The organism is Mucilaginibacter sp. PPCGB 2223, assembly GCF_001705515.1.
In the GTDB taxonomy this organism is placed as follows: Bacteria; Bacteroidota; Bacteroidia; order Sphingobacteriales; family Sphingobacteriaceae; genus Mucilaginibacter.
The window spans coordinates 901,670-922,610 of sequence record NZ_MDJS01000001.1; the positions used below are offsets into that span (position 1 = coordinate 901,670).

At 44.7% G+C, this 20,941-nt stretch carries 16 protein-coding genes; 6 read left to right on the forward strand and 10 right to left on the reverse strand.

Annotation, left to right across the window (positions count from 1 at the left end; all coding sequences use genetic code 11):
• Positions 1-5: 5 nt before the first annotated feature.
• Both BEL04_RS03705 and BEL04_RS03710 read right to left on the reverse strand, forming a co-directional pair.
• A complete protein-coding gene (locus BEL04_RS03705) occupies positions 6-1,955 on the reverse strand; it encodes a glycoside hydrolase family 127 protein (protein ID WP_066000343.1) in 1,950 nt (649 codons plus the stop codon).
• 89 nt (positions 1,956-2,044) lie between these two features.
• Entirely contained in the window at positions 2,045-4,252 is a 2,208-nt protein-coding gene (locus tag BEL04_RS03710; protein WP_066003425.1) for a glycoside hydrolase family 3 C-terminal domain-containing protein, read from the reverse strand.
• Between the two features lie 167 nt (positions 4,253-4,419).
• Between BEL04_RS03710 and BEL04_RS03715 the strand changes: the two genes are divergently transcribed.
• Genes BEL04_RS03715 through BEL04_RS03725 form a run of 3 tightly spaced genes read left to right on the forward strand, consistent with a single transcriptional unit; the run spans position 4,420 to position 9,689 of the window.
• Positions 4,420-6,957 carry a gliding motility-associated C-terminal domain-containing protein gene (locus BEL04_RS03715; protein WP_066000347.1) on the forward strand — a complete coding sequence of 846 codons (2,538 nt, stop codon included), beginning with the start codon at positions 4,420-4,422 and terminating at the stop codon, positions 6,955-6,957.
• A complete protein-coding gene (locus BEL04_RS03720) occupies positions 6,954-7,928 on the forward strand; it encodes a type IX secretion system membrane protein PorP/SprF (protein WP_066000348.1) in 975 nt (324 codons plus the stop codon). The genes BEL04_RS03715 and BEL04_RS03720 overlap by 4 nt, the downstream gene beginning before the upstream one ends.
• 9 nt (positions 7,929-7,937) lie before the next feature.
• Complete coding sequence (locus BEL04_RS03725; protein ID WP_066000351.1) at positions 7,938-9,689, forward strand: OmpA family protein; 1,752 nt, start codon at positions 7,938-7,940, stop codon at positions 9,687-9,689.
• Here the strand turns inward: BEL04_RS03725 and cysC are convergent, their stop codons facing one another.
• The 6 genes from cysC to ribD all read right to left on the reverse strand — a co-directional run bounded on the left by cysC (position 9,690) and on the right by ribD (position 14,947).
• Positions 9,690-10,208 carry an adenylyl-sulfate kinase gene (gene cysC / locus BEL04_RS03730; RefSeq protein ID WP_066000353.1) on the reverse strand — a complete coding sequence of 173 codons (519 nt, stop codon included), beginning with the start codon at positions 10,206-10,208 and terminating at the stop codon, positions 9,690-9,692. It abuts the gene before it with no gap.
• A 222-nt stretch (positions 10,209-10,430) separates the two neighbouring features.
• Positions 10,431-11,426, reverse strand: a complete 996-nt coding sequence (bioB, locus tag BEL04_RS03735; protein ID WP_066000355.1) for a biotin synthase BioB — start codon at positions 11,424-11,426, stop codon at positions 10,431-10,433.
• Between the two features lie 70 nt (positions 11,427-11,496).
• Entirely contained in the window at positions 11,497-12,846 is a 1,350-nt protein-coding gene (gene mgtE, locus BEL04_RS03740; protein ID WP_066000360.1) for a magnesium transporter, read from the reverse strand.
• 90 nt (positions 12,847-12,936) lie between these two features.
• Entirely contained in the window at positions 12,937-13,221 is a 285-nt protein-coding gene (locus BEL04_RS03745) for a hypothetical protein (RefSeq protein WP_066000361.1), read from the reverse strand.
• 69 nt (positions 13,222-13,290) lie between these two features.
• Positions 13,291-13,905 carry a YigZ family protein gene (locus BEL04_RS03750; protein WP_066000362.1) on the reverse strand — a complete coding sequence of 205 codons (615 nt, stop codon included), beginning with the start codon at positions 13,903-13,905 and terminating at the stop codon, positions 13,291-13,293.
• The gene (gene ribD, locus BEL04_RS03755) at positions 13,895-14,947 is read right to left on the reverse strand and encodes a bifunctional diaminohydroxyphosphoribosylaminopyrimidine deaminase/5-amino-6-(5-phosphoribosylamino)uracil reductase RibD (protein WP_066000363.1); all 1,053 of its coding nucleotides are present in this window, start codon (positions 14,945-14,947) and stop codon (positions 13,895-13,897) included. Before ribD ends, BEL04_RS03750 begins: the two co-directional genes overlap by 11 nt.
• A 35-nt stretch (positions 14,948-14,982) precedes the next feature.
• Here ribD and prmC point away from each other — a divergent pair, with 35 nt between their 5' ends.
• The gene (gene prmC, locus BEL04_RS03760; protein ID WP_066000364.1) at positions 14,983-15,873 is read left to right on the forward strand and encodes a peptide chain release factor N(5)-glutamine methyltransferase; all 891 of its coding nucleotides are present in this window, start codon (positions 14,983-14,985) and stop codon (positions 15,871-15,873) included.
• Between the two features lie 5 nt (positions 15,874-15,878).
• On the opposite strand, the gene xerD is transcribed toward prmC, so the two are convergent.
• Positions 15,879-16,802, reverse strand: a complete 924-nt coding sequence (gene xerD, locus BEL04_RS03765; protein ID WP_066000365.1) for a site-specific tyrosine recombinase XerD — start codon at positions 16,800-16,802, stop codon at positions 15,879-15,881.
• A 44-nt stretch (positions 16,803-16,846) separates the two neighbouring features.
• Here xerD and aroQ point away from each other — a divergent pair, with 44 nt between their 5' ends.
• Both aroQ and BEL04_RS03775 read left to right on the forward strand, forming a co-directional pair.
• Positions 16,847-17,266, forward strand: a complete 420-nt coding sequence (gene aroQ / locus BEL04_RS03770; RefSeq protein WP_066003427.1) for a type II 3-dehydroquinate dehydratase — start codon at positions 16,847-16,849, stop codon at positions 17,264-17,266.
• An 11-nt stretch (positions 17,267-17,277) separates the two neighbouring features.
• Complete coding sequence (locus BEL04_RS03775) at positions 17,278-19,806, forward strand: mechanosensitive ion channel family protein (RefSeq protein ID WP_066000366.1); 2,529 nt, start codon at positions 17,278-17,280, stop codon at positions 19,804-19,806.
• On the opposite strand, the gene BEL04_RS03780 is transcribed toward BEL04_RS03775, so the two are convergent.
• Positions 19,775-20,812, reverse strand: coding sequence for a glycosyltransferase family 2 protein (locus BEL04_RS03780; RefSeq protein WP_066000372.1), 1,038 nt, complete (start codon positions 20,810-20,812; stop codon positions 19,775-19,777). The two genes, BEL04_RS03775 and BEL04_RS03780, sit on opposite strands and share 32 nt — an antisense overlap.
• Positions 20,813-20,941 lie beyond the last annotated feature (129 nt).

Sequence of the window (20,941 nt, forward strand, 5' to 3'; positions counted from 1 at the left end):
CTAATTTACATATTGCTTTGCGAAAACCAAACCTGCATCTCCCCTTTCCCGCGGTTTGCCCAATCGCAATAAGGTATGAGGGTTAATTTATCGGCGTCGGTCTCACCTTTTAATACCATAACCCCGTTGAATAAGGTTTTGTCAAATTCGGGTTTAAAAGGTGTATTTATCGATAAGCTGATGCTGCTTACTTTAGTGGTATTATCTTTCCACTCGGCGCAATACATAACTGGGCCACGTTGCAGTGCAACTTTGCCGATATCATCTTTTACCAATTGGTTTGCAACAACTTTTTTAACTTCCATCGGCAGATTAACCTCTATCCTGTCGTTTTTACGCCAGGTTTTGCTGATCACTGCGTAACCATTCTGCATGGTATATTTTACAGGTTTACCATTCAGTTTGATAGTAACATTTTGTGATTTTGATTTTTCGAACTGGTACAGGTCTGATGGAATAGCCTGGTTCTGTACCCAACCTGGTATACGTATCTTCACATTAAATTGCTCTTCTTTGGCCGGATCGACAATAAACGCTAAGGCACCGCTCCATGGGTAATTATTTTGCTGTGTGATCTTCACAGCCTGGTCTTTAATCTGGAGGTTAGCCACGCCTTGTATGAATAGGTTGACGAACAAATCGTCATCTTTTTGTGCATACATATAGCCAGAAAGCGATGGCAGGAACCTGGCCAGGTTGGTTGGGCAACACGAGCACTCGAACCAGCCCGAACGCTCCGTTTCAACACCTTTACCCGGGGTACCGGTTACCTGCATAGCATTAGTATAGAAAAACGAATTACCATTTAAACCCACACCCGATATCAAACCATTATACAGGACTTTTTCCATCACATCGATGTATTTCGCATCTCCATGCAGTAAAAACATCCGCTCGTTCCAGTAAACGTTGCCAACCGCTGCGCAGGTTTCGTTATAGGCTGTTGCATTTGGCAACTGGTAATCGTCTCCAAAGCGTTCGCCGCTCGGTACAGCGCCTATGCCCCCTTGCACATAGATCTTTTTACCGACCATATTATCCCATATCTTATCAATGGCTGCTATATATTCCTTATCGCCAGTTAAGGCAGCAACATCCGCCATTCCCGAGTAGAGGTACATGGCCCTTACAGCATGACCTTCGGCTTCGTCCTGATTAATTACCGGTACATCATCCTGCCAGTACATACCGTTTTTCCACTCGTCGCGACTGTTTTTATCGTAAGTTCGCTTTCCACGCTCGTCGATAAAGAATTTAGCCAGGTCGAGATAATCTTTTTTGCCGGTAATCCGGTAAAGTTTTACCAACCCCATTTCAACGATCTCATGACCCGGCTCCATATGTAATTTACCCGGGCCGAAAGTTTGTACCAGCAGATCAGCATTTTTGAGGGCGATATTTAAAAAATTGCGCTTACCTGTTGCCTGGTAATGCGCGCTCGCAGCCTCAAACAGATGTCCGGAGTTATACAATTCGTGACTCAACTCGTGTTCTTTCATCCAACGCTCCGGTCCAGACCATGGGTGCGGATGTAACGGATCGATGGTGCGCGCGGTATACAGATAACCATCCGGCTCCTGGGCCTTACCGACTATCGCGATAAGCGAATCGACATAATGATCAAGTTTCGGATCGGGATGTACAGCCATCGAAAACGAAGCGCCTTCGACGGTTTTATAGATGTCTGTATCATCGAACGGGTACGTGGTGCAGAATTTGCCGCTCTTTTGCGCTGCCATTTCAAAGTTTTTTACCCTGCCGGTGCTCTCGCAACGCGCAAATGATGCCGGGATGGTTACCGTGCGGTTGGTTTCTATCCGTGGCGACCAAAAACCGTCATCCAGCTTAACTTTGGTGAACGATACCGGTTTAATGGTATAGTCCTTATTCTGGGCAACAGCCAGGTGCACACATCCGGCGCAAATGAGCAATAAAACGCTGCGTAATCTGTACATCGGGCTTAATGGTTATGGTTGGCTATAACAAATATATCTATAATTGTCATATAGACAAATAAAGCAACTCGTCATACCAGAAATCACCTCTAAATCAACGTAACTGTCTTTGAAATGGTTTTACCTTTGGCTTCGGTCTGCTCATCCGGTTGGCTTCCGCCGATGCTGATCTTAAGCTTCCCTACCGGTGTAACCACGTGGCCTTTATCGTCAATCAGCGACAGATCTTGTGCAGATAATTCGAACTTAACCACTTTGCTTTCACCAGCTTTTAAAAATAAGCGTTCAAAACCTTTTAGCGCGCGTATAGGAGCTTTAACATTCCAATGAGAGAGGTACAACTCGGCTACCTCTTCCCCATCCATTTTGCCGGTATTGGTGATCTTTACACTCACTGTAGCTTTGCCGTTTTTACTGATGCTTGCAGGAACAGTTAAGTTATCATATTTAAAGTTAGTGTAGCTTAAACCGTAGCCAAAACCATAAAGTGGTTTCCCTTTGAAATAACGGTACGTACGGTTGGCCATGGAGTAATCGTCAAATTTTGGCAGGTCGTCATCGCTCTTATAAAAAGTAACAGGCAAACGTCCGGCAGGGTTATAATCGCCAAATAACACATCGGCAATAGCCGTACCGGCAGATTGACCACCGTACCAGGCATTTACGATAGCGGGCAGGTTCTCCGCTTCCCATGGTACGGCTATGGCGCTCCCCGTCATCATTACAAAAACAACCGGTTTGCCTGTTTTTTTCAAAGCTTTTAACAGGTCCGTCTGTACCTGCGGCAATAAAATGGAAGTACGGTCCCCGCCGCTGAACCCGGCCTTAGCTACTCTCATTTCTTCTCCTTCCAACTGCGGTGCTATCCCGCCTACAAAAATTATGGCATCTGCATCTTTAACCCGGTTGGCTACTGCGTCAAAATCAGGCTTAACGTCAGGCGACCCTACATAATCAGTGCCCTGCTCGTAAACCACTTCGGTATTGGCGCCTAATTTAGCTTTGATACCTGCCAGGGCAGTTATCAGTTCAGACGGGGTACCATTGTAATTACCAAGCACGCTTTTTGCGTTATCGGCATTTGGCCCGATAACTGCTATTTTCTTTAATGATTTGCTCAACGGCAGCGTATGGCTGTCGTTCTTTAGCAGTACAACAGATTGCCGCGCCATTTTAAGTGCATGAGCTTTATGCTCCGCGCTTTCCAAAACATTATTACCGATCTGCGCATATTTTACCATTTCAGGCGGGTCGAACATACCTAAACGGAAACGGATGGTAAACAGGCGTTTTAAGGATATATCCAATTGGCTCTCGGGTAATTTTCCATCTTTTACAGCAGCTATCAGGGTTTTGTAAGTGCGGTTGCCACATTCTACATCGGTGCCGTGTAGTACTGCGTCTGAGGCGGCGCTTTCGGCGTCGGGCGATGTTTTATGCCGCTCCCAAAAATCATCAATAGCGCCACAATCTGATGTAACATAGCCGGTAAAGTGCCAGTCGTTCCGCAAAATACTGGTCATTAATAAATCACTGCCACAGCAAGGCTGGCCTTTAACGGCGTTATAAGCGCACATTACGCCGGCTACCTTAGCGTTGACAACCAAATTGCGGAAAGCCGGCAGGTAGGTATCCCACAGATCATAATCGCTTACATCTACGTTAAATACATGTCGCGATGGCTCCGGGCCGCTGTGTATAGCATAATGTTTGGCACATGCCGCAGCTTTTAAATATTTAGGATCGTCGCCTTGTAAACCGGTTACAAATGCCTTACCCATTGCTCCGGTAAGGTACGGGTCTTCGCCATAGGTTTCCTGCCCGCGGCCCCAACGCGGGTCGCGGAAGATATTGATATTTGGGGTCCAGTAAGTTAAACCTAAATAAATCCCTCTTTTGCCGTCTTTAATGCTTTGATTATTGATGGCGCGACCTTCTTCGGCAGTATAATCGGCCATGGTGTGCAGGGAATTCTTATCGAAAGTAGCCGCCATACCGATGGCCTGCGGATATACGGTCACTTTAAAAGGCGTACGCGCTACGCCATGCAGGCACTCATTCCACCAGTTGTATGCAGGTATGTCCAGGCGGTCGACTGCAGGCGCCGAGTTAAGCATCTGAGCCACCTTCTCTTCAAGTGTGAGGCGGGACACCAAATCGTTTACCCGCGTCTCTACTGATAACGAGGGATCCTGGAAATTGTAAGCATAACGTTTTTTAGGTACGAGCGACAACAGCGATATCGCACAAACAACTGAAAAAAATAATAAAAAAATTTTGTAATGAGTGGTCTTCATGGTGGTTACAGATTGGTGATTTGAAGGTAAATAAAAAAATGAATAATGCAATCGGTTGTATTTTATTTTTTTCATGGATTTTTCATACAAAAACACCTATTTGGTGTGTAAATAATAATTCTTATAGTTTTTATTTATCTTCAACTTTTATTTGTAGCTATTTACGCATGACGAGACTGTTACTCTCCCTGAATTTAATTAACAGTGTATCAGTTTATTGCGGAAGCAAATTAAACAGGTCTGCTTTTTACGGAAGGCCTTTACTATGTATTGTATTATTTGTTTTACTGAATAATACGCTCTGTTTTGCCGAAGGAAGTAAAGAGCTTACAGCAAACGGAGGCAACCGGGCCTACCTGTATTCAAGTAATACGGCAACACCCTCATTCCCCTTCCCTACTATCGGTACGGTAAAAGTTTACGTTAAGGTTGGCGAAACGCTCAATATAGGTTCGAGCGCACAGGGTATTGGTTCAGGCACCATCAATCTGCGCGCGCCCGACGGCTCCACTTATACCAGCGGCAACTCGGCTACTGTTGGTTTGATAGCTAATCGCGCCCAGGAATTAGCAGGCCCGTTACCTAACACCGGCGGTTATACACCTTATACCCGCACCGTTGCGGCAGGCCAGGCAGGTGTTTGGGAAGTTGATTTTGTTTCGCCTAACAATGGTACACCTTCGGGTGTGCAACCCAACATCTTACCGGCATCGGCCGCATGGACACAGCCCTTTGCCGAATATATTGCAGCTTTTGATATCTCGGTACGTGATGCATCAAATACATCGTTTTTAACCGGTCGCGTATATACCAATATTTTTTCGGGCTTATTAGGCGCATACGATATCGGGTTTAACGCCATCGTAAAAATATTGACTAAAGACGGTTATCAATACACATTGAATAACAATGGCCAGGCTGGTGATGGTTTTGCCTTTTTTGTAAATAACAAAGGCTTCAGGGATGCCACAGGCGCTGCATCCTACAAAAGTGTCGATAATGTAACCAGCCCGAACGTGCAGGACCCGCGTATTGCCGACACACAGACAGATATTACACATAAGATATTTTTTAACGACCCGGCGGCCGACCTACCCACCATAGCCAATACACCCGGCGGCGGTACAACCTGGCTATTGAATCCGCCTTTTGTACCTACAATAAGTAATGTGACATTTACAGGTATTGAGGGTACGGCTAATGTTGCGGGTACAAGCCCGATGGGCGGTAATATCGGTTTTACCGCAGGCGCGAACGGCACTTACATTGTCGCTATCGACGTAAACAGGAATGGTGTATTCACCGATGCTATCGACCGGCAAATAAGCGGCATAGTGAGCGCCGGTGCCAATACTATTTACTGGGATGGCCTTGACGGCCTGGGCAATAAAGTACCTGCAAGCGCCGCAAAATATACTGCCGCTATTAAACTGTCACTTTACGGAGCAGAGGTTCATTTTCCTTTTTTTGATGTAGAACGGAATGTTAACGGCATTTTACTGACCCGTACAAACGGCAACCTGGCACCCGACTATACGGTTTATTGGGACGATAGCCCTATCACAGTAGTTGGTACACCATCCAACCCGGTTAAAAATACTACGGGTATCAGCAGTTTGGTGAACGGCCATAAATGGGGAACACCAGGCTCCAGTCCGACCGAATTTGGTAATGAAAAGAGTTTGGATACCTGGGCGTATGCGGCAGGTACGCCAATTGTAGCTACGGTAGATTTTACTTTGCAGGAGACCGACCTCGAAACTGTAAGCATCACATCTAACTCAGGCTGCGTCGGGCAGAACGCAATTTATACTGTTGTGGTGCGCAACAATGGGCCGAGTGATGCCACAAGTGCTAAGTTTCATTTTGCATTCCCGGCCGAGATTACCGGCGTAACGGTAATCAGTACTGCAACTACAGGTACGTCATCTTTAACATCGGGTACAGTTGGAAACACAGCTTACGATGCAGTTTTAAACATGAACAACGGTGCCGTTCGTACCTTTACCATCACCGGTAAGGTAACCGGGATACCATCCGGCGGAAGCCTGAACACTACAGCAAGTATGCTCAGAGCAGCCGATTTTACCGATCCCGACGCCACCAATCCCGATGCCGCACCGCCTACCGACCCAACTGCCGAATGTAATTCCGCTCCATCGGGCACAGGTTGTAATAACATCAAAACCAACAGCGCTATTTTCGCTGCTATCCCAAATGCAGGCGCCGATCAGACGGTTTTGCAAAACACCACGGTTACCTTGTCAGCAAATACTACCGGTAACTGGGTGCAGGTAGGCGCTGTCCCATCCGTAGCTAACATAGCCAGTCCTGCAAGCGCAACAACCAGTGTAACCGGTTTAAGCGCCGTTGGTACTTATACCTTTGTGTTTGCAAACAGTAACGGTTGCCCGGATACGGTACTTGTGCATGTCATCAACTCTTCTATCAATATCCCCAATGTTTTTACGCCGAACGGCGATGGCAAAAATGATCAGTTTGTGATAGGAAACCTGCAATTTTACCCGGGCAGCCAGTTGCTGATCTTTAACCGATGGGGTAACGAAGTTTACCGTGCCGATAATTACATCAACAACTGGGATGGCAGCGGCCTGACAGAGGGTACTTACTACTATATACTGAACCGTAAAGAACCATCTGGTGCGATAACCACATTTAAAGGCTGGGTTTACTTAAAACGATGAGTGTAAAAAGGTACATATTGCTTGCTTGCATGGCCTTTGGCCTTGTTAAAAGTTATGCGCAGCAAACTGTACAGTTTAGTCAATATATTTTTAACGGCCTGGCGGTTAACCCCGCCTATGCAGGTTATAAGCAGGATTGGACACTGAATTTAAGCAGCCGCCTGCAGTGGACCGGAATTGATGGCGCGCCTAAAACAAGCACTGTTTCAGCAGATGGCCTTACTAATAACAGCAACATAGGTCTGGGTGCGATAGCTACTTCGGATCGGCTGGGGCCGCAAAACACCTCGTCATTGTATTTTAATTATGCTTATCGCCTTAAATTGGATGAAAATGATACCCGGCGATTAAGCTTTGGCCTTGCCACAGGCCTGGTACAATATAGCTTGGATGGTTCAAAATTTAATGCTACAGATGTGGGCGACGGTGTGGTTCCTTCGGGTAACGAAAGCAAGCTGACACCCGATTTCAGGATCGGTATTTATTACTACACCCCGAATTATTACTTCGGTGCATCGGTATTAAATGTTTTATCGGGCACGGCGGGTTTTGTAGATAACCCGGCCGTGATCAGGGAAACCAGGCATGCCTATTTAACCGCCGGCGTGTTGTTTGAGCTTTCAGACAATATTGATTTGAAGCCATCTGTGATGTTTAAAGAAGATTTTAAAAGCCCGACCAACCTCGACCTTAATGCGTTTGTGTTGGTAAATAAAACTATCTGGCTCGGAGCCTCTTACCGTACGGGCGTCACCATCTGGAATAAAACTAATCTGCAAAACGGGCTTGATAAAAGCGACGCCATAGCTGCAATATTTGAACTTAAAGTGAATGATGTTTTCAGGTTTGGTTATTCGTACGATTTTACCACCAGTCAGCTCTCGGGTTATCAAAGCGGTACGCACGAGCTATCGCTCAGCCTTACATTTAAGAGCAAAAAGCCCAGAATACTAAGTCCGCGTTATTTTTAAGATGAGCCTATGAAAAAGATAACTATATTCATTGTCAGCTCACTGATCATAACCGGAGTTTTCGCTCAGGAACAACTGACCAAACGCCAGCAGGCCGATAAGCTTTTTGAGCGATATGAATACGCGAAAAGCCTGGATTTGTATCTCGATATCGAATCATCTAAAAAGAAATACGATCTGTCTCTACTCGAACATATTGCCACTTGCTACCGCGAGATGGGTCAATACGAGCAAGCCGAGAAATGGTATGCCGATGTGGTATCCGACGAAAAAGCACCTGCCATCGATAACTATTATTATGCTGAGATATTACTTCGCAACAAAAACTTCGACGCCGCGAAGAACATCTACAAGAAATATTATGAGGCCATCGGCAATATTACCGACCTGCCTTTTAAACTCGCTACATGCGATTCGGCTAAAATGTGGATTGCCAGGCCCACCGACCTGGTCGTGAAAAACGAACAAAGCCTGAATAGCTCTTACTCCGAATGGGGGCTTACCTACTATGGCTCAAACGCGTTCATTTTTACATCCGACAGGAAGACGACCCTTAGCAAAGCCGAAAAGTACATTTACCAATGGACGGGCAACAGCTATTTTAAATTGTTCGAGACCGAAGGCACGAAACTCAAAGAGTTGCCTATCGATTTGAAAAGCAGCAAACTCATTACGGGCGATTATCACGTGGGACCCATCGCCTTGAATGCCTCACAAGATACTGCGTATATCACGGTCACAACGGTAATCCAAAAGAAAGACATACTGCTCGACGGTAAACTTTCGCCACAAAAACAACGGCTCTATACCCGGCGTCTGCAATTGATCATGGCGACCCGAAAAGCGGGCCAATGGGGCAACTTTAAAAATTTCGCTTACAACAATATCAACAAATACAGCATTGGCCACGCGGCATTATCGCATAATGGAAGGCTCATGTATTTTACATCAGATATGGATGGCGGTTACGGCAAAACCGACATCTGGTTTTGCGAAAAGCAGGCCGATGGCACTTGGGGAAAACCCGTTAACTGTGGCAAAGGCATCAATACCAAAGAAGAGGAAGCTTTCCCGACCGTTAACGGCGACGACGTGTTGTATTATTCATCAAAAGGGTTACCCGGAATGGGCGGATACGATATTTTTTTTGCAAAAGGCAGCAAGACCCAATGGAGCAAGCCCGAACACCTATCCTATCCCATCAACAGCACCAGCGACGACTTCTGGTATATTTCGAAAGACGGGCTGACCGGCTACTTCTCATCCGACCGTGAAGACGGCGAAGGGAACGATGACATTTACAGTTTTAGTTACAAAACGCCTAAACGCAAAAAGATACCAAATAAAAATCCCGAACCAGATACAATCGAAACCGTTGCGCCACCTAAGCCCTATGAAACCGGTAGTATTTTTGTTTTAAGCAATATTTATTACGACCTGGATAAAAGCAATATACGGCCAGATGCCGCAGTTGAACTGGATAAACTTGCCGTAATACTGAAAGAGCACCCAACTATGCGTATCGAACTTTCATCGCATACCGATTCGCGCGCTTCTGACGAGTATAATATGGCACTGTCGCAACGCCGGGCAGCATCAGCAGTAGCCTATTTAGCGAGCAAGGGTATCGATAAAAGCCGTATGATACCCAAAGGTTACGGCGAGACGCGCCTGGTGAACAAATGCTCGAATGGCGTGCCTTGTACCGAAGCGGAGCACCAGCTAAACCGAAGAACCGAAGTAAAGATACTGAGCCAGTAATTACTGTGCTAAAATAAACTGAAGCAACTTTTGGGCCGACTCTTCTATCGTTTCCAAATCCGTTTTAATAACCAGGTCGCATTTTGAAGGTACGTCGAACGGGTCATTTATACCTGTGAGGTTATTGATCTTATCGGGATGCCCGTCAGGCAATAGGGCTTTGTGATACAATTGTTTGGTATCGCGGCGAACCAATTCATCGATGTTGCAATCGATATAAACCGTTTTTACATCCGGGTATTTTTGTGTGATTTCCAGGCGGATATCATCATAAGGATTAATAGCGCAGATGATGGTGATCACACCATGGGCAGATAGTTTGCTTGCTACAAATGCCAGGCGCCGGATGTTCTCGTTCCGGTCTTCTTTAGAAAAACCCAGGTCGGCACAAAGTACCTTGCGGTAAACATCCCCATCAATAATCTCACATTTAATATTTTGTTGTTTTAAAAGTGCGTTTATCCTTTCTGCCAAAGTTGTTTTACCACTGCCGGATAAGCCACAAAACTGAATGATCATAGTTAAGTTCGGATATAATTGGAAAGAATAAAAAAATACAAAAAAATCGACAATCCGAAATTATTTGATGCTGCTTTCCTCTTTGCGGATATCTTTTTTGGAGATGCAGTTGCTGGCAGGACAATAAGATTTGTCATGTAAAAGGCAACAAAAAACAAAGTGATTAACTAAAAGAGGGTTCCGTCTATTAAAACAAAACCCTCTTTATATCATCTGACAAATTTATACTGTTTCTTCTACCTTTTGCTTTGGCCGGCCATTTTTGAAAGCTTCGCGTGGTTTTAAACCCAGCAGTTCGAGCATCGCAATGTCGTCGGTAAAGCTTGGGTTGGGTGTGGTTAATAATTTATCTCCCGCAAATATCGAGTTGGCTCCAGCCATAAAGCATAGTGCCTGTTCAACAGTAGTCATCTCGGTACGGCCGGCAGATAAACGCACTACCGACTTAGGCATAATGACCTTGGTGGTAGCGATCATTCGCACCATATCCCAAACCGAAACACGCGGCTGATCGGCCAAAGGCGTACCTTTAACCGGAACTAAAGCGTTAATAGGCACTGATTCAGGATGTTGAGGCAGGTTGGCTAAAGTATGCAGCATCGATATACGATCCTCATTAGTTTCGCCTAAACCTATAATGCCGCCGCTGCAAACAGAGATATGTGCTTTACGTACATTTTCCAGTGTTTTGAGGCGTTCGTCATAGGTACGGGTGGTGATGATGCGTTTGTAATCATCTTCGGATGTATCCAGGTTGTGGTTATAAGCATATAAACCGGCATCGGCTAAGCGTTGAGCCTGGTTTTCGGTAAGCATACCCAAGGTACAACAAACTTCCATATCCAGACCGTTAACTGCTTTTACCATATCGATCACTTTATCAAAATCGCGGTTATCGCGTACCTCGCGCCAGGCAGCGCCCATGCACAAGCGAGATGCGCCGGCATTTTTGGCTTTTTGAGCAGCCGCCAATACTTCATCTTTTGGCATTAAAGCATGCACATCAACACCTGTATTATAACGTGCAGCTTGCGGGCAGTACGCACAATCCTCAGGGCAACCGCCGGTTTTGATCGATATCAGCGAGCTGATCTGAACTTCTGAGTAATCTTTATTCTCGCGGTGTATGGTTGCTGCGCGATAGATAAGATCGAGCAGCGGTGAATAGTATATATCGGTAATTTCTTCCTTCGTCCAGTCGTGTCTAACTTCAGTCATAGTGAAATATTTTTATGGCGTCAAACTTATAAAATTTTGTTCGCTATCTCCAAATGCGCCGGTAACGTCTCTATAGCAAAAACTTGGTAGCGAGATAAAGCGGCAGTAAAAACCCTGCGCAATCGGTAAATGTTGTGATAATGATCGACGAAGCTACTGCAGGGTCGATACCCACACGTTTCAGGATCAGCGGTATGGATGCTCCGGTAAGCCCTGCGATAATGAGGTTACCGGTCATGGCCAAAAACAATACCAGCCCGAGGATAGGCTTCGAATCGTAAAATAAAGCGATGAGGAATACGATAAAACCATTGCTGGCACCGTTGATCAGTCCTACTAAAAACTCTTTTAATACGGTTTGGTAGGCTTGCTTATCCGAAAGGTCGCTCAGCGAGATACGCCTCACAGTCACAGCAAGCGATTGTGTAGCTGCATTACCGCCCATACCGGCTATAATGGTCATGTATGCCGATATCACAGGCAGTTTGGCTACCGTGCTGTCAAAGCTCCGGATGATCGATGCAGCAAGATAGGCGGTGCCCAGATTGATGATGAGCCAGGGCAAACGGCTGCGTACAGCGTCCTTCCAGTTACCGCTCAGTTCTTCATCTTCAGATACACCGGAAATCTTCAGGATGTCTTCGGTATTTTCCTCTTCCATTACGTCGATAATATCGTCGACTGTAATGCGGCCGAGCAGTCGCATATCGTCATCCACTACCGGTATACTGGCCAGGTTGTATTGCGATATCAGCTTGGCTACGTCTTCCTGGTCGAGATCGGCTTTAACATAAACGTAATCGTTGTTATAAATGGAAGCGATTTTGGTTTCGGGCCGGGCTTTGATAATGGTTTTAAGCGAGATAATCCCTTTCAGTATCTTGTGATCATCAACCACGTAGATGGTGTAAAACTCCTCCATCTCTTCCGACTGGTGGATCACCTCATCAAGCGCATCTTTTTTATCAAGGTTGATATTGATGCAGATCACGTCGGTGTTCATCAGTCCACCGGCCGTATCCTCGGGATAACTTAACAGCGAACGGATCTCGGTAGCATCCTCATGGTCAACGTCCTTTAATATCTCATGCTGCTCATGCTCTTCTAATTGCGATATTAGGTCGGTTGCGTCATCATACTCCAGTTCTTCGATGATCTCTGAACGTTTTTCAGGGTCGAGATTGAATAAAAGGTCTTCGGGGTGATGTTCCTCATCCATTTCGGAGATAACCTCCGACGCGGTTTCAACAGGCAACACATTGATAATACGCTCCCGCTCTTCTTTTGAGAGTTGCTCGAAGATGATGGCTATCTCCGAGGCATGATAATCCACCAGAGCTTCTTTAAGCTCCTGATCGTCACCCTGCAAAGCAGTGGTAATACGAAGCAGATCGGCCTTATTGATCTCAAAGGATTGCATACCCGACCAAGTTACGAATAATGCCCCAAAGACCAATAAAAAAGGGCGATTATTCGCCCTTCATTCTCTAATCAACTAAAAAATAAACAATTAATTTGTACGGATTTTTTGCAGCTTGTACGATGTATTGTCGTGGCTGATCACCAATTCATCCTGATCTATTGATTCGATCATGATTTTACGTTCGCCGGTACGGTCGTAATCATGAATCAACAGGAACATTTTGTCGTCGTTCTTAATCATTCGAAAGGGCGAAACAATCGTATTGGCCAATTTCGATTCTTTAAAAAAACTGATCTTTAATAAGTGAGTAACAAAATCAAACTCAAATTTTTTTTCCTTCTCCAGGTAAATGCCAAACGGGAGCGTGCTCATCGGATGATTTTTTAAAGGTTAGGTAGTAAATGTTATGTCTATAAGTAAAAATTTTCAGAGACCTTATACCTATGCAGTATATAACCACGAAATTTTGATACCCTGCAAGCCATTGAACAAAGTTAGGGCTCGCTCTGTAAGGCTTTTTCGTACTTCTACGCTGATCTCACAAACGGCATCAAATTGCTGATGGATGATTGCCAGGTTTTCGTTTTTGACAATACGCATCACATCGTTCATCTGTGAATAGTCAAAACGGATGCCATAAACATCATTTATGTTTTTTTCGGCGATTTTTGCTGATTTTAAAGCTTCTTCGGTTGCCGAACGATAGGCATTGATCAATCCGGGCACGCCCAGAAGTGTACCGCCAAAATATCTTACAACAACAACTAAAACATTGGTTAGATTTTTAGACAGCAATGTATTTAAAATCGGACGACCGGCGGTCCCAGATGGTTCACCATCATCATTTATCCGAAATACCGAACGATCTGGCGTTAAGCGCAATGCAAAACACTGGTGGTTTGCTTTGGTATGTTCGGCTTTTAACCTGGCTAAGATGGGTTTTACTTCTGCTTCTGATTTGATCGGATATGCAAACGCGATAAACTTGCTGCCCCTGTCTTTAAACGTGCCTTCGCAAGCTGCGGTAATGGTGAGATAGGTATCGTCAAACAGCATAAGGTCTGATTATTCGGAGTTCATCATCCCCTATCAGGTCAACACTTACTGTATGCCCTTTAATATCAGGAGCTTTGATGCCCGATTTAAGAGTTTTTTTACCCGTGAATACACGCGCTTCGTCCCACAGACCAGCGCTGATAAAATTCTCCAGGGTTTTAGCACCGCCCTCGATAATAACCGACTGGATATCCTGTAGATAAAGCTGGAATAAAATATATTGTGGTACAAAATTGTCGAAATCTTCAAGAGCAATATATTTGATATTACCATCTACATCAGTTTTGATCGTGTTAAAAACGAAAGTTTCGACAGACTGGTCAAAGATATTTAAGTGGGAAGGTAATTCGAGATTGCGATCTATAATTACCCTTTTCGGGGATTTACCGGGCGAGTACCGCACGTTTAGTTGCGGATCATCAATTAACGCAGTGTTTTTACCGATCAGGATTGAGTCCTCTTCGCTTCGCCATCGATGCACCAGTTTACGCGAGCTTTCGCCGGTTATCCAAAACTGGCTGTTATCTGATGGTGCGAAGTACCCGTCGCTGGTTTGTGCCCATTTGAGTATAATGTATGGACGTTGCTTTTGCACACGGGTAAAAAAACGCCTGTTTAAGTCGATGCATTCTGCTTCTAACACCCCCACTGTTACATTTATACCTGCTGCAAGTAATTTTTCGATGCCTTTGCCGTTCACCTGGTCGAACGGGTCGCGGCAGCCTACTACTACGTTTGGCATCTGCTCCCTAATGATCAGATCGGCGCAGGGAGGTGTTTTGCCGGAATGTGCGCAGGGTTCCAACGTGACGTATATGGTACTGCGTTTAAGCAAATCGGCGGCATTTTCAAAATTGCTCAAAACCTGGTTAACGGCATTTACCTCGGCATGTGCCTGCCCGTATTTTTGATGGTAGCCCTCACCTATGATCTGATCATCGCAAACGACAACGGCGCCAACCATAGGGTTCGGGCTCACCAAACCATTACCCAGTTTAGCCAGTTCGAGCGCACGCTGCATGTATTTATTATGATCTGTCATTTTTGCAAAGGTATGCTTTTATGTTTCTTTGCAGTATGAAAACCATTGCCAATGCTTTGTCTTTTTTTGAGAACAGGCTAAAATTTGTTTATAACGCAGATGAGTTAAATACTGTTAAATATTTGGTTTTAAGCGATTTATTTAATTTATCAAAAGCACAGCTGCGCGCATTTACCGATCGCGAATTAAACAATGAACAATGGCAACTGCTGGAGCAAATCATAGCCGAACTCAAAACCGGCAAGCCTGTACAATATGTTTTGGGACATACCGAGTTTTATGGCTTGCCCTTTAAGGTTAACTCATCAGTGCTGATACCAAGGCCGGAAACTGAAGAATTGGTGGAGTGGATTCTTTCGGAAAGTAAAAAGTTAAAGATCAAAAGTCAAAACGATCTGCATATACTTGATATAGGAACCGGAAGTGGATGTATTCCGATTACCCTTAAGAAATATTTACCCGATGCAGATGTAAACGGACTGGACATTTCGCCGGCAGCGCTTAAAACCGCACAACTGAACGCTCAACTCAACGAAGTAGATGTCAAATTTATCGAAGGCGATATTTTGAATCCTAATATGGCCAGATCGAACAGCTCGAAAACTGGTGGTTTTGAATTGTACGACATTATTGTAAGCAATCCGCCCTATGTTACTGAACATGAAAAAGGTGAAATGAAGGATAATGTACTTAGTTTTGAGCCTCACCTGGCGTTATTTGTTCCGGATAACGATCCCCTGGTGTTTTATACGGCAATTGCAGATTTTGCCTTGAAGAAATTACAACCGGGCGGTTTGTTATTTTTTGAGATCAATGAAAATTTAGGCAAACAGACAGTTGAGATATTATATCATAAATTATTAAAAAACATTGAGTTAAGAAAAGATATGAGAGGTAAGGATAGAATGATAAAGGCTCAAAAGTAGAACTTTTATTCCTCGTTTTTCTTCTTCCCTCCACTCCTTGGATGATGACTAATAATCACACTCTTCAAATATTCCCTGTCGAGGTGTGTGTAAATTTCGGTAGTGGTAATACTTTCATGGCCCAGCATCTCCTGTACGGCGCGCAGATCGGCGCCGCGCTCGACAAGGTGGGTTGCGAACGAGTGGCGAAAGGTGTGCGGACTGATACTCTTCTTTAACCCAACCTTCGCAGCCAAATCTTTAATCATCATAAACACATAAACACGTGTAAGGCGTTTGCCCCGGCGGTTTAAGAATACAATATCCTCTTCACCATTCTGTGCCGGGATATGCGGTCTGATTTCGCCGAGCCATATTTTAAGAAACTTTATAGCTTCCGAGCCTATAGGAACTAACCGTTCCTTATCACCCTTACCCGTTATTTTGATGAAGTTGATTTCGAGATAGAGGTTTGATATCCGTAAAGTAATCAATTCAGAAACCCGCAAACCGCAACTGTACAGGACCTCGATCATGGTTTTATTACGCATTCCTTCCGGGGTCGACACATCAACCGCGGCTATCAGGTTGTCTATATCATGTAGGCTTAGTGTATCAGGCAGTTTTCGGCTCAGTTTAGGACCTTCAAGAAGTTCGGATGGGTCGTCGGTGATCTGGTTATCCAGTAGTAAATAACGATAAAACGCTTTAATTCCGGATATGATGCGTGCCTGGGTGGATGGTATCATACCCAATTCATTAACCCAGGCAATAAACTCGCCCAGGTCCTTGTGTTTTATAGCCCGGGGCGAAAGCTTAGATGGCTTGCTGTCAGCAAACTGGATGAGCTTGTCTAAATCACCAAGATACGCTTGTATGGAGTTAGGCGAAAGCGACCTTTCCAGTTTTAAATATGATCGAAAACCCTTTTTTGCCGCCTGCCAGTCCACTATTGATGTTTTAGATTTGATGTTTTATAGCTATGTTTGAGCAGATGAAGATACAAATTATCAACGGACCTAATTTAAACTTGCTTGGCGTACGCGAAAAATCTATTTACGGCAGCGCCAGTTTCGATGATTATTTAATTGATCTGCGCAAGCAATATCCCCAGGTCGAGATCAGTTATTACCAAAGCAATGTAGAGGGCGAACTCATAAACAAACTGCACCAGGTTGGGTTTAGTTATGACGGCATAGTTATCAACGCCGGGGCTTATACCCACACCTCAATTGCCATTGCCGACGCTATTGCCGCAATTAATACGCCGGTTATCGAAGTGCATATATCTAACGTGTACAAACGGGAAGAGTTCAGGCATTCGTCAATGCTGGCGAGTAATTGTAAAGGTGTGATAGCTGGCTTTGGTTTAGATTCATACCGGCTTGGAATAGAGAATTTTATCAAAAGTTAATTTAACTGATTATGCGCGCGTTATTGAGGCTGATATCGGTCAATATTATTGTAATACTGCTTGCAGGTATCACGACCAATGGCTATACGCAAACGCCCAAAAGGCACAACAAACATTCTCTTCGCGATTCGCTGAGGCAAAAGGTTTTGCAACGCGATTCGATGGCGCGTTTATACCGCCATACGGATGGCTCGATAAACGATTTAGTAAGCCGGATTGAAGATTATACCACCCAATACAACCAGATCAGCAACGATCTTTCGAAAGGGTTTGATACACTCGAAATAAGCCAGCGCCTGCCCCAACTGGAAAAACGAATGGCCTTAATGAAGAGCACCATCGATCATTCCACTACGCTGGGCTACCTCTTTACAATCCGTGATATGATTGATCATATTACCGAACAGATGGCGGTTTGGGAAACACAGTTAGGTACGTACAGTGATGAACTCGACAAAATGCGCGAAGCGCTGGCGAAGTTCAAGGCAGATACCGCTTTACGCACCGCGCCCGACGATAGCAGTCTACAGGTCAAATATTACCTCCAGGTGCAGGAACTGGAAAAAAAGTGGGCCAAAATTGACAGTTGCACTAAAAGATCCATTATCAGGATCGGTTTTTTAGAGAACGGTGTCTCAACACTCTCTATCCTGCTCATCGATCTTGACGATCGTATAGACACTAAGATCCATTTGTTTACTCTTAAAGCTACCGAGAATGAATATGGCTTTTTGTGGGATATGCATAAAATGGATAGGCTCGACACAGCGCTTTCGCGTTCGTACAGCCTTAATTTCCGATTGTATAAATACTTTTTTACCAGCAAAGCAAACTACTACCCGCACCTGGGCTTTGTTATCCTGTTTATAGCCTTTTTAGGCTGGATCATTGCCAGCAAACGAAGAACCGCCCGAATAAAGGATAATGCCCAGACTATTTTTGATCAGACGCATTATATCGTTAAACATCCTTTTGCCTCAGCAATTGCAGTAACGGCGGTTATCGGCACATATTTTTACGATCATCCGCCACAGGTTTTTGCACAGACCACCTTATTGCTGATGTTGGCCGCGCTGGGCTTTTTGATCAGCAACAACTTTCCGAAGCCTTTATTTAGGTTCTGGGCAGTACTGATGCCTGTAACCGTTTTACTAAGCCTGAGCAATTTACTGATACTGATACCTTATGCCGACAGATGGTTGTTATTTATACTGTCAGGTATCGCTATATATGCAGCCTATCGGTTGCTGCAGGAAATGAAAACCGCAACGAATGACGCGGAAATTAAAAACGACTATCCGCCACACCTGCAGGTTGTTTTGAAGGTGTTTATTGCGCTTAACGCAATTTCGGCGCTCATGAACATCACTGGTCGTTTTAGCCTGGCCAAAATAACCGGTACTACTGCGGCATTTAATCTTTGCCTGGCTATGGGCATGTACATTTTGATACAGATATTGATGGAAAGCCTTTTCCTGCAACTGGAGGCCAACAAATCGGCCGATACCCAGAGCCTCACCTCATATCTCGACTTTAAAATAGTACAAAAGAAATTTAAAGACGTGCTGGTAAAGGTATCGGTGATACTGTGGCTCATCGCACTGGCGCAGAACCTTAATATTGACGATTATCTGTATGATCAGGCCAATGATTTTTTAAGTAACAAACATCAGTTCAGCAGTACCGCATTTACTTTCGGCAGTATATTAACCTTTATCATCGTTATCTGGATATCTGGCCTTCTCGCGCGGGTTATCAGCTATTTTTACGATTTTACCGGGCAGCAGCAAACCAAGCTTACCCCAAAAGCAAAAAAGACACGCTCATCTATCCTCCTCATCAGGCTCACTATATTCACTATCGGTTTTTTTGTGGCTATTACAGCTGCCGGGATCCCTATGGACAGGGTGACCATCGTTATCGGCGCATTGGGCGTTGGTATCGGTTTTGGTTTGCAGAACATTGTAAACAACCTGGTATCGGGTATCATACTCGCATTTGAGAAACCGGTTCAGGTAGGTGATATCATCGAGGTAAGCGGCAAATCAGGCACTATTACCGAGATTGGCATCCGTTCGAGTAAAATATCCCGTGGCGATGGTTCTGAACTGATTGTACCTAACGGCGATCTGATATCGCAGCATGTGGTTAACTGGACACTGAGCGATAACAACCGCCAGATCGAACTTATTGTAGGCGTAGCTTACGGAAGCGACGTGGCCAAAGTTGAAGCCTTGCTTAAAAAGATATTAACCGGCAACGACGATATTATGACGAGCCCTGCACCTGCGGTATTCCTGCACAACTTTAGCGACAGCGCGGTCGATTTCAAATTATTATTCTGGGCAGCAGATATCAGTACCTGGGCAAGGCTGAAAAGCAATATCATGGCTCAGATCTATACCGAATTTGCTAAAGAGGGCATAGAAATACCGCATCCTAAAAGAGACATCCAGGTATATTTCCCTGAAAGCAGTACACCTGAAAATATCGCAAAGTTGCAGAGGCCTACAAAAAATCCTCCGGCGACAGATCAGTAAAGTGCTTTTTCTTACGTACAAAAAAGTCGATGATGATGCTCTTTTTGTACATGCCGGTAAGGTTATACTTGCGGTAACGCGATCGTACCGTGGTTACGTTTTTACTAAACAGGTTGCGCACAAAGTTTTGATGCGCACGGCTTACCGCCCAGGCGTCCTTACGTTTGCCTTCGCTTAAAAAACGCAGCAGGGCCACAAAATCGAGTACGATCCTGATCGGAATAATAATGAGTGCACGCCAAAAGGGTAAATTCTTTTTAAGCAGCACGAGATTATTGCGGAAATTGAGGTAGGTTTTAAAGGGGTTTTCAGTATTGAGTGTGCCTCCGCCAACATGATACACTTCCGATTCGGCGCAGTACATTACCTTCAAACCGATGTTTTTTAGGCGCCAGCAAAGGTCAATCTCTTCCATATGGGCGAAAAAGCGCTCGTCAAAACCACCCACATCATCCCAATGTTTCTTTTTAATGAACAAGGCAGCACCCGAAGCCCAGAATATTTCTTTCGAGCGCTGGTATTGCCCGCGGTCTTCCTCTATCTCATAAAAGATACGCCCCTCGCAAAACGGGTAACCAAACTTATCGATAAAGCCACCGGCAGCGCCGGCATGCTCAAAATAGTTTTTTTCTTTAAAGGATTTAATCTTTGGCGCAGCGGCGGCGATAAGTTCATCGCTCTCCATTAACTTAATCACCGGCTCTATCCAGCCGGGAACCACTTCGATATCAGAGTTGAGCAGGATGAAATAATCGGCTTCTACATGGATTAATATGCGATTATATCCTCCTGTAAAGCCATAATTCTGATCGTTTTGTAAAATGGTAATTGAAGGGTGATGATCTTTTAAAAACCGGACAGAACCGTCGGAAGAAGCATTGTCGCCAACCACAAGTTCAAGGTTAGGATACGTTGAGGCCAGAACTGATGGTAAAAAATCGCGGAGATAATTTTTGCCGTTCCAGTTCAATATCACTACGGCAACCCTTGGTAAATTCAGGCTCATTGAATTGTAACCTCCGGTTTAACACTTTGCCGGCGGCCCGGCCATAACCTGTATTGCGCTTCTTTAACGATCATTTTTTGTATTTTATATTGCAACATCAAACAAAAAAACGACCCTAAGTATAAAAGC

Coding starts and splice junctions, on each gene's coding strand:
- BEL04_RS03705 (WP_066000343.1), bottom strand. CDS start 1,955: ATGTACAGATTACGCAGCGTTTTATTGCTCATTTGCGCCGGATGTGTG.
- BEL04_RS03710 (WP_066003425.1), bottom strand. CDS start 4,252: ATGAAGACCACTCATTACAAAATTTTTTTATTATTTTTTTCAGTTGTT.
- BEL04_RS03715 (WP_066000347.1), top strand. CDS start 4,420: ATGACGAGACTGTTACTCTCCCTGAATTTAATTAACAGTGTATCAGTT.
- BEL04_RS03720 (WP_066000348.1), top strand. CDS start 6,954: ATGAGTGTAAAAAGGTACATATTGCTTGCTTGCATGGCCTTTGGCCTT.
- BEL04_RS03725 (WP_066000351.1), top strand. CDS start 7,938: ATGAAAAAGATAACTATATTCATTGTCAGCTCACTGATCATAACCGGA.
- cysC (WP_066000353.1), bottom strand. CDS start 10,208: ATGATCATTCAGTTTTGTGGCTTATCCGGCAGTGGTAAAACAACTTTG.
- bioB (WP_066000355.1), bottom strand. CDS start 11,426: ATGACTGAAGTTAGACACGACTGGACGAAGGAAGAAATTACCGATATA.
- mgtE (WP_066000360.1), bottom strand. CDS start 12,846: ATGCAATCCTTTGAGATCAATAAGGCCGATCTGCTTCGTATTACCACT.
- BEL04_RS03745 (WP_066000361.1), bottom strand. CDS start 13,221: ATGAGCACGCTCCCGTTTGGCATTTACCTGGAGAAGGAAAAAAAATTT.
- BEL04_RS03750 (WP_066000362.1), bottom strand. CDS start 13,905: ATGCTGTTTGACGATACCTATCTCACCATTACCGCAGCTTGCGAAGGC.
- ribD (WP_066000363.1), bottom strand. CDS start 14,947: ATGACAGATCATAATAAATACATGCAGCGTGCGCTCGAACTGGCTAAA.
- prmC (WP_066000364.1), top strand. CDS start 14,983: ATGAAAACCATTGCCAATGCTTTGTCTTTTTTTGAGAACAGGCTAAAA.
- aroQ (WP_066003427.1), top strand. CDS start 16,847: ATGAAGATACAAATTATCAACGGACCTAATTTAAACTTGCTTGGCGTA.
- BEL04_RS03775 (WP_066000366.1), top strand. CDS start 17,278: ATGCGCGCGTTATTGAGGCTGATATCGGTCAATATTATTGTAATACTG.
- BEL04_RS03780 (WP_066000372.1), bottom strand. CDS start 20,812: ATGAGCCTGAATTTACCAAGGGTTGCCGTAGTGATATTGAACTGGAAC.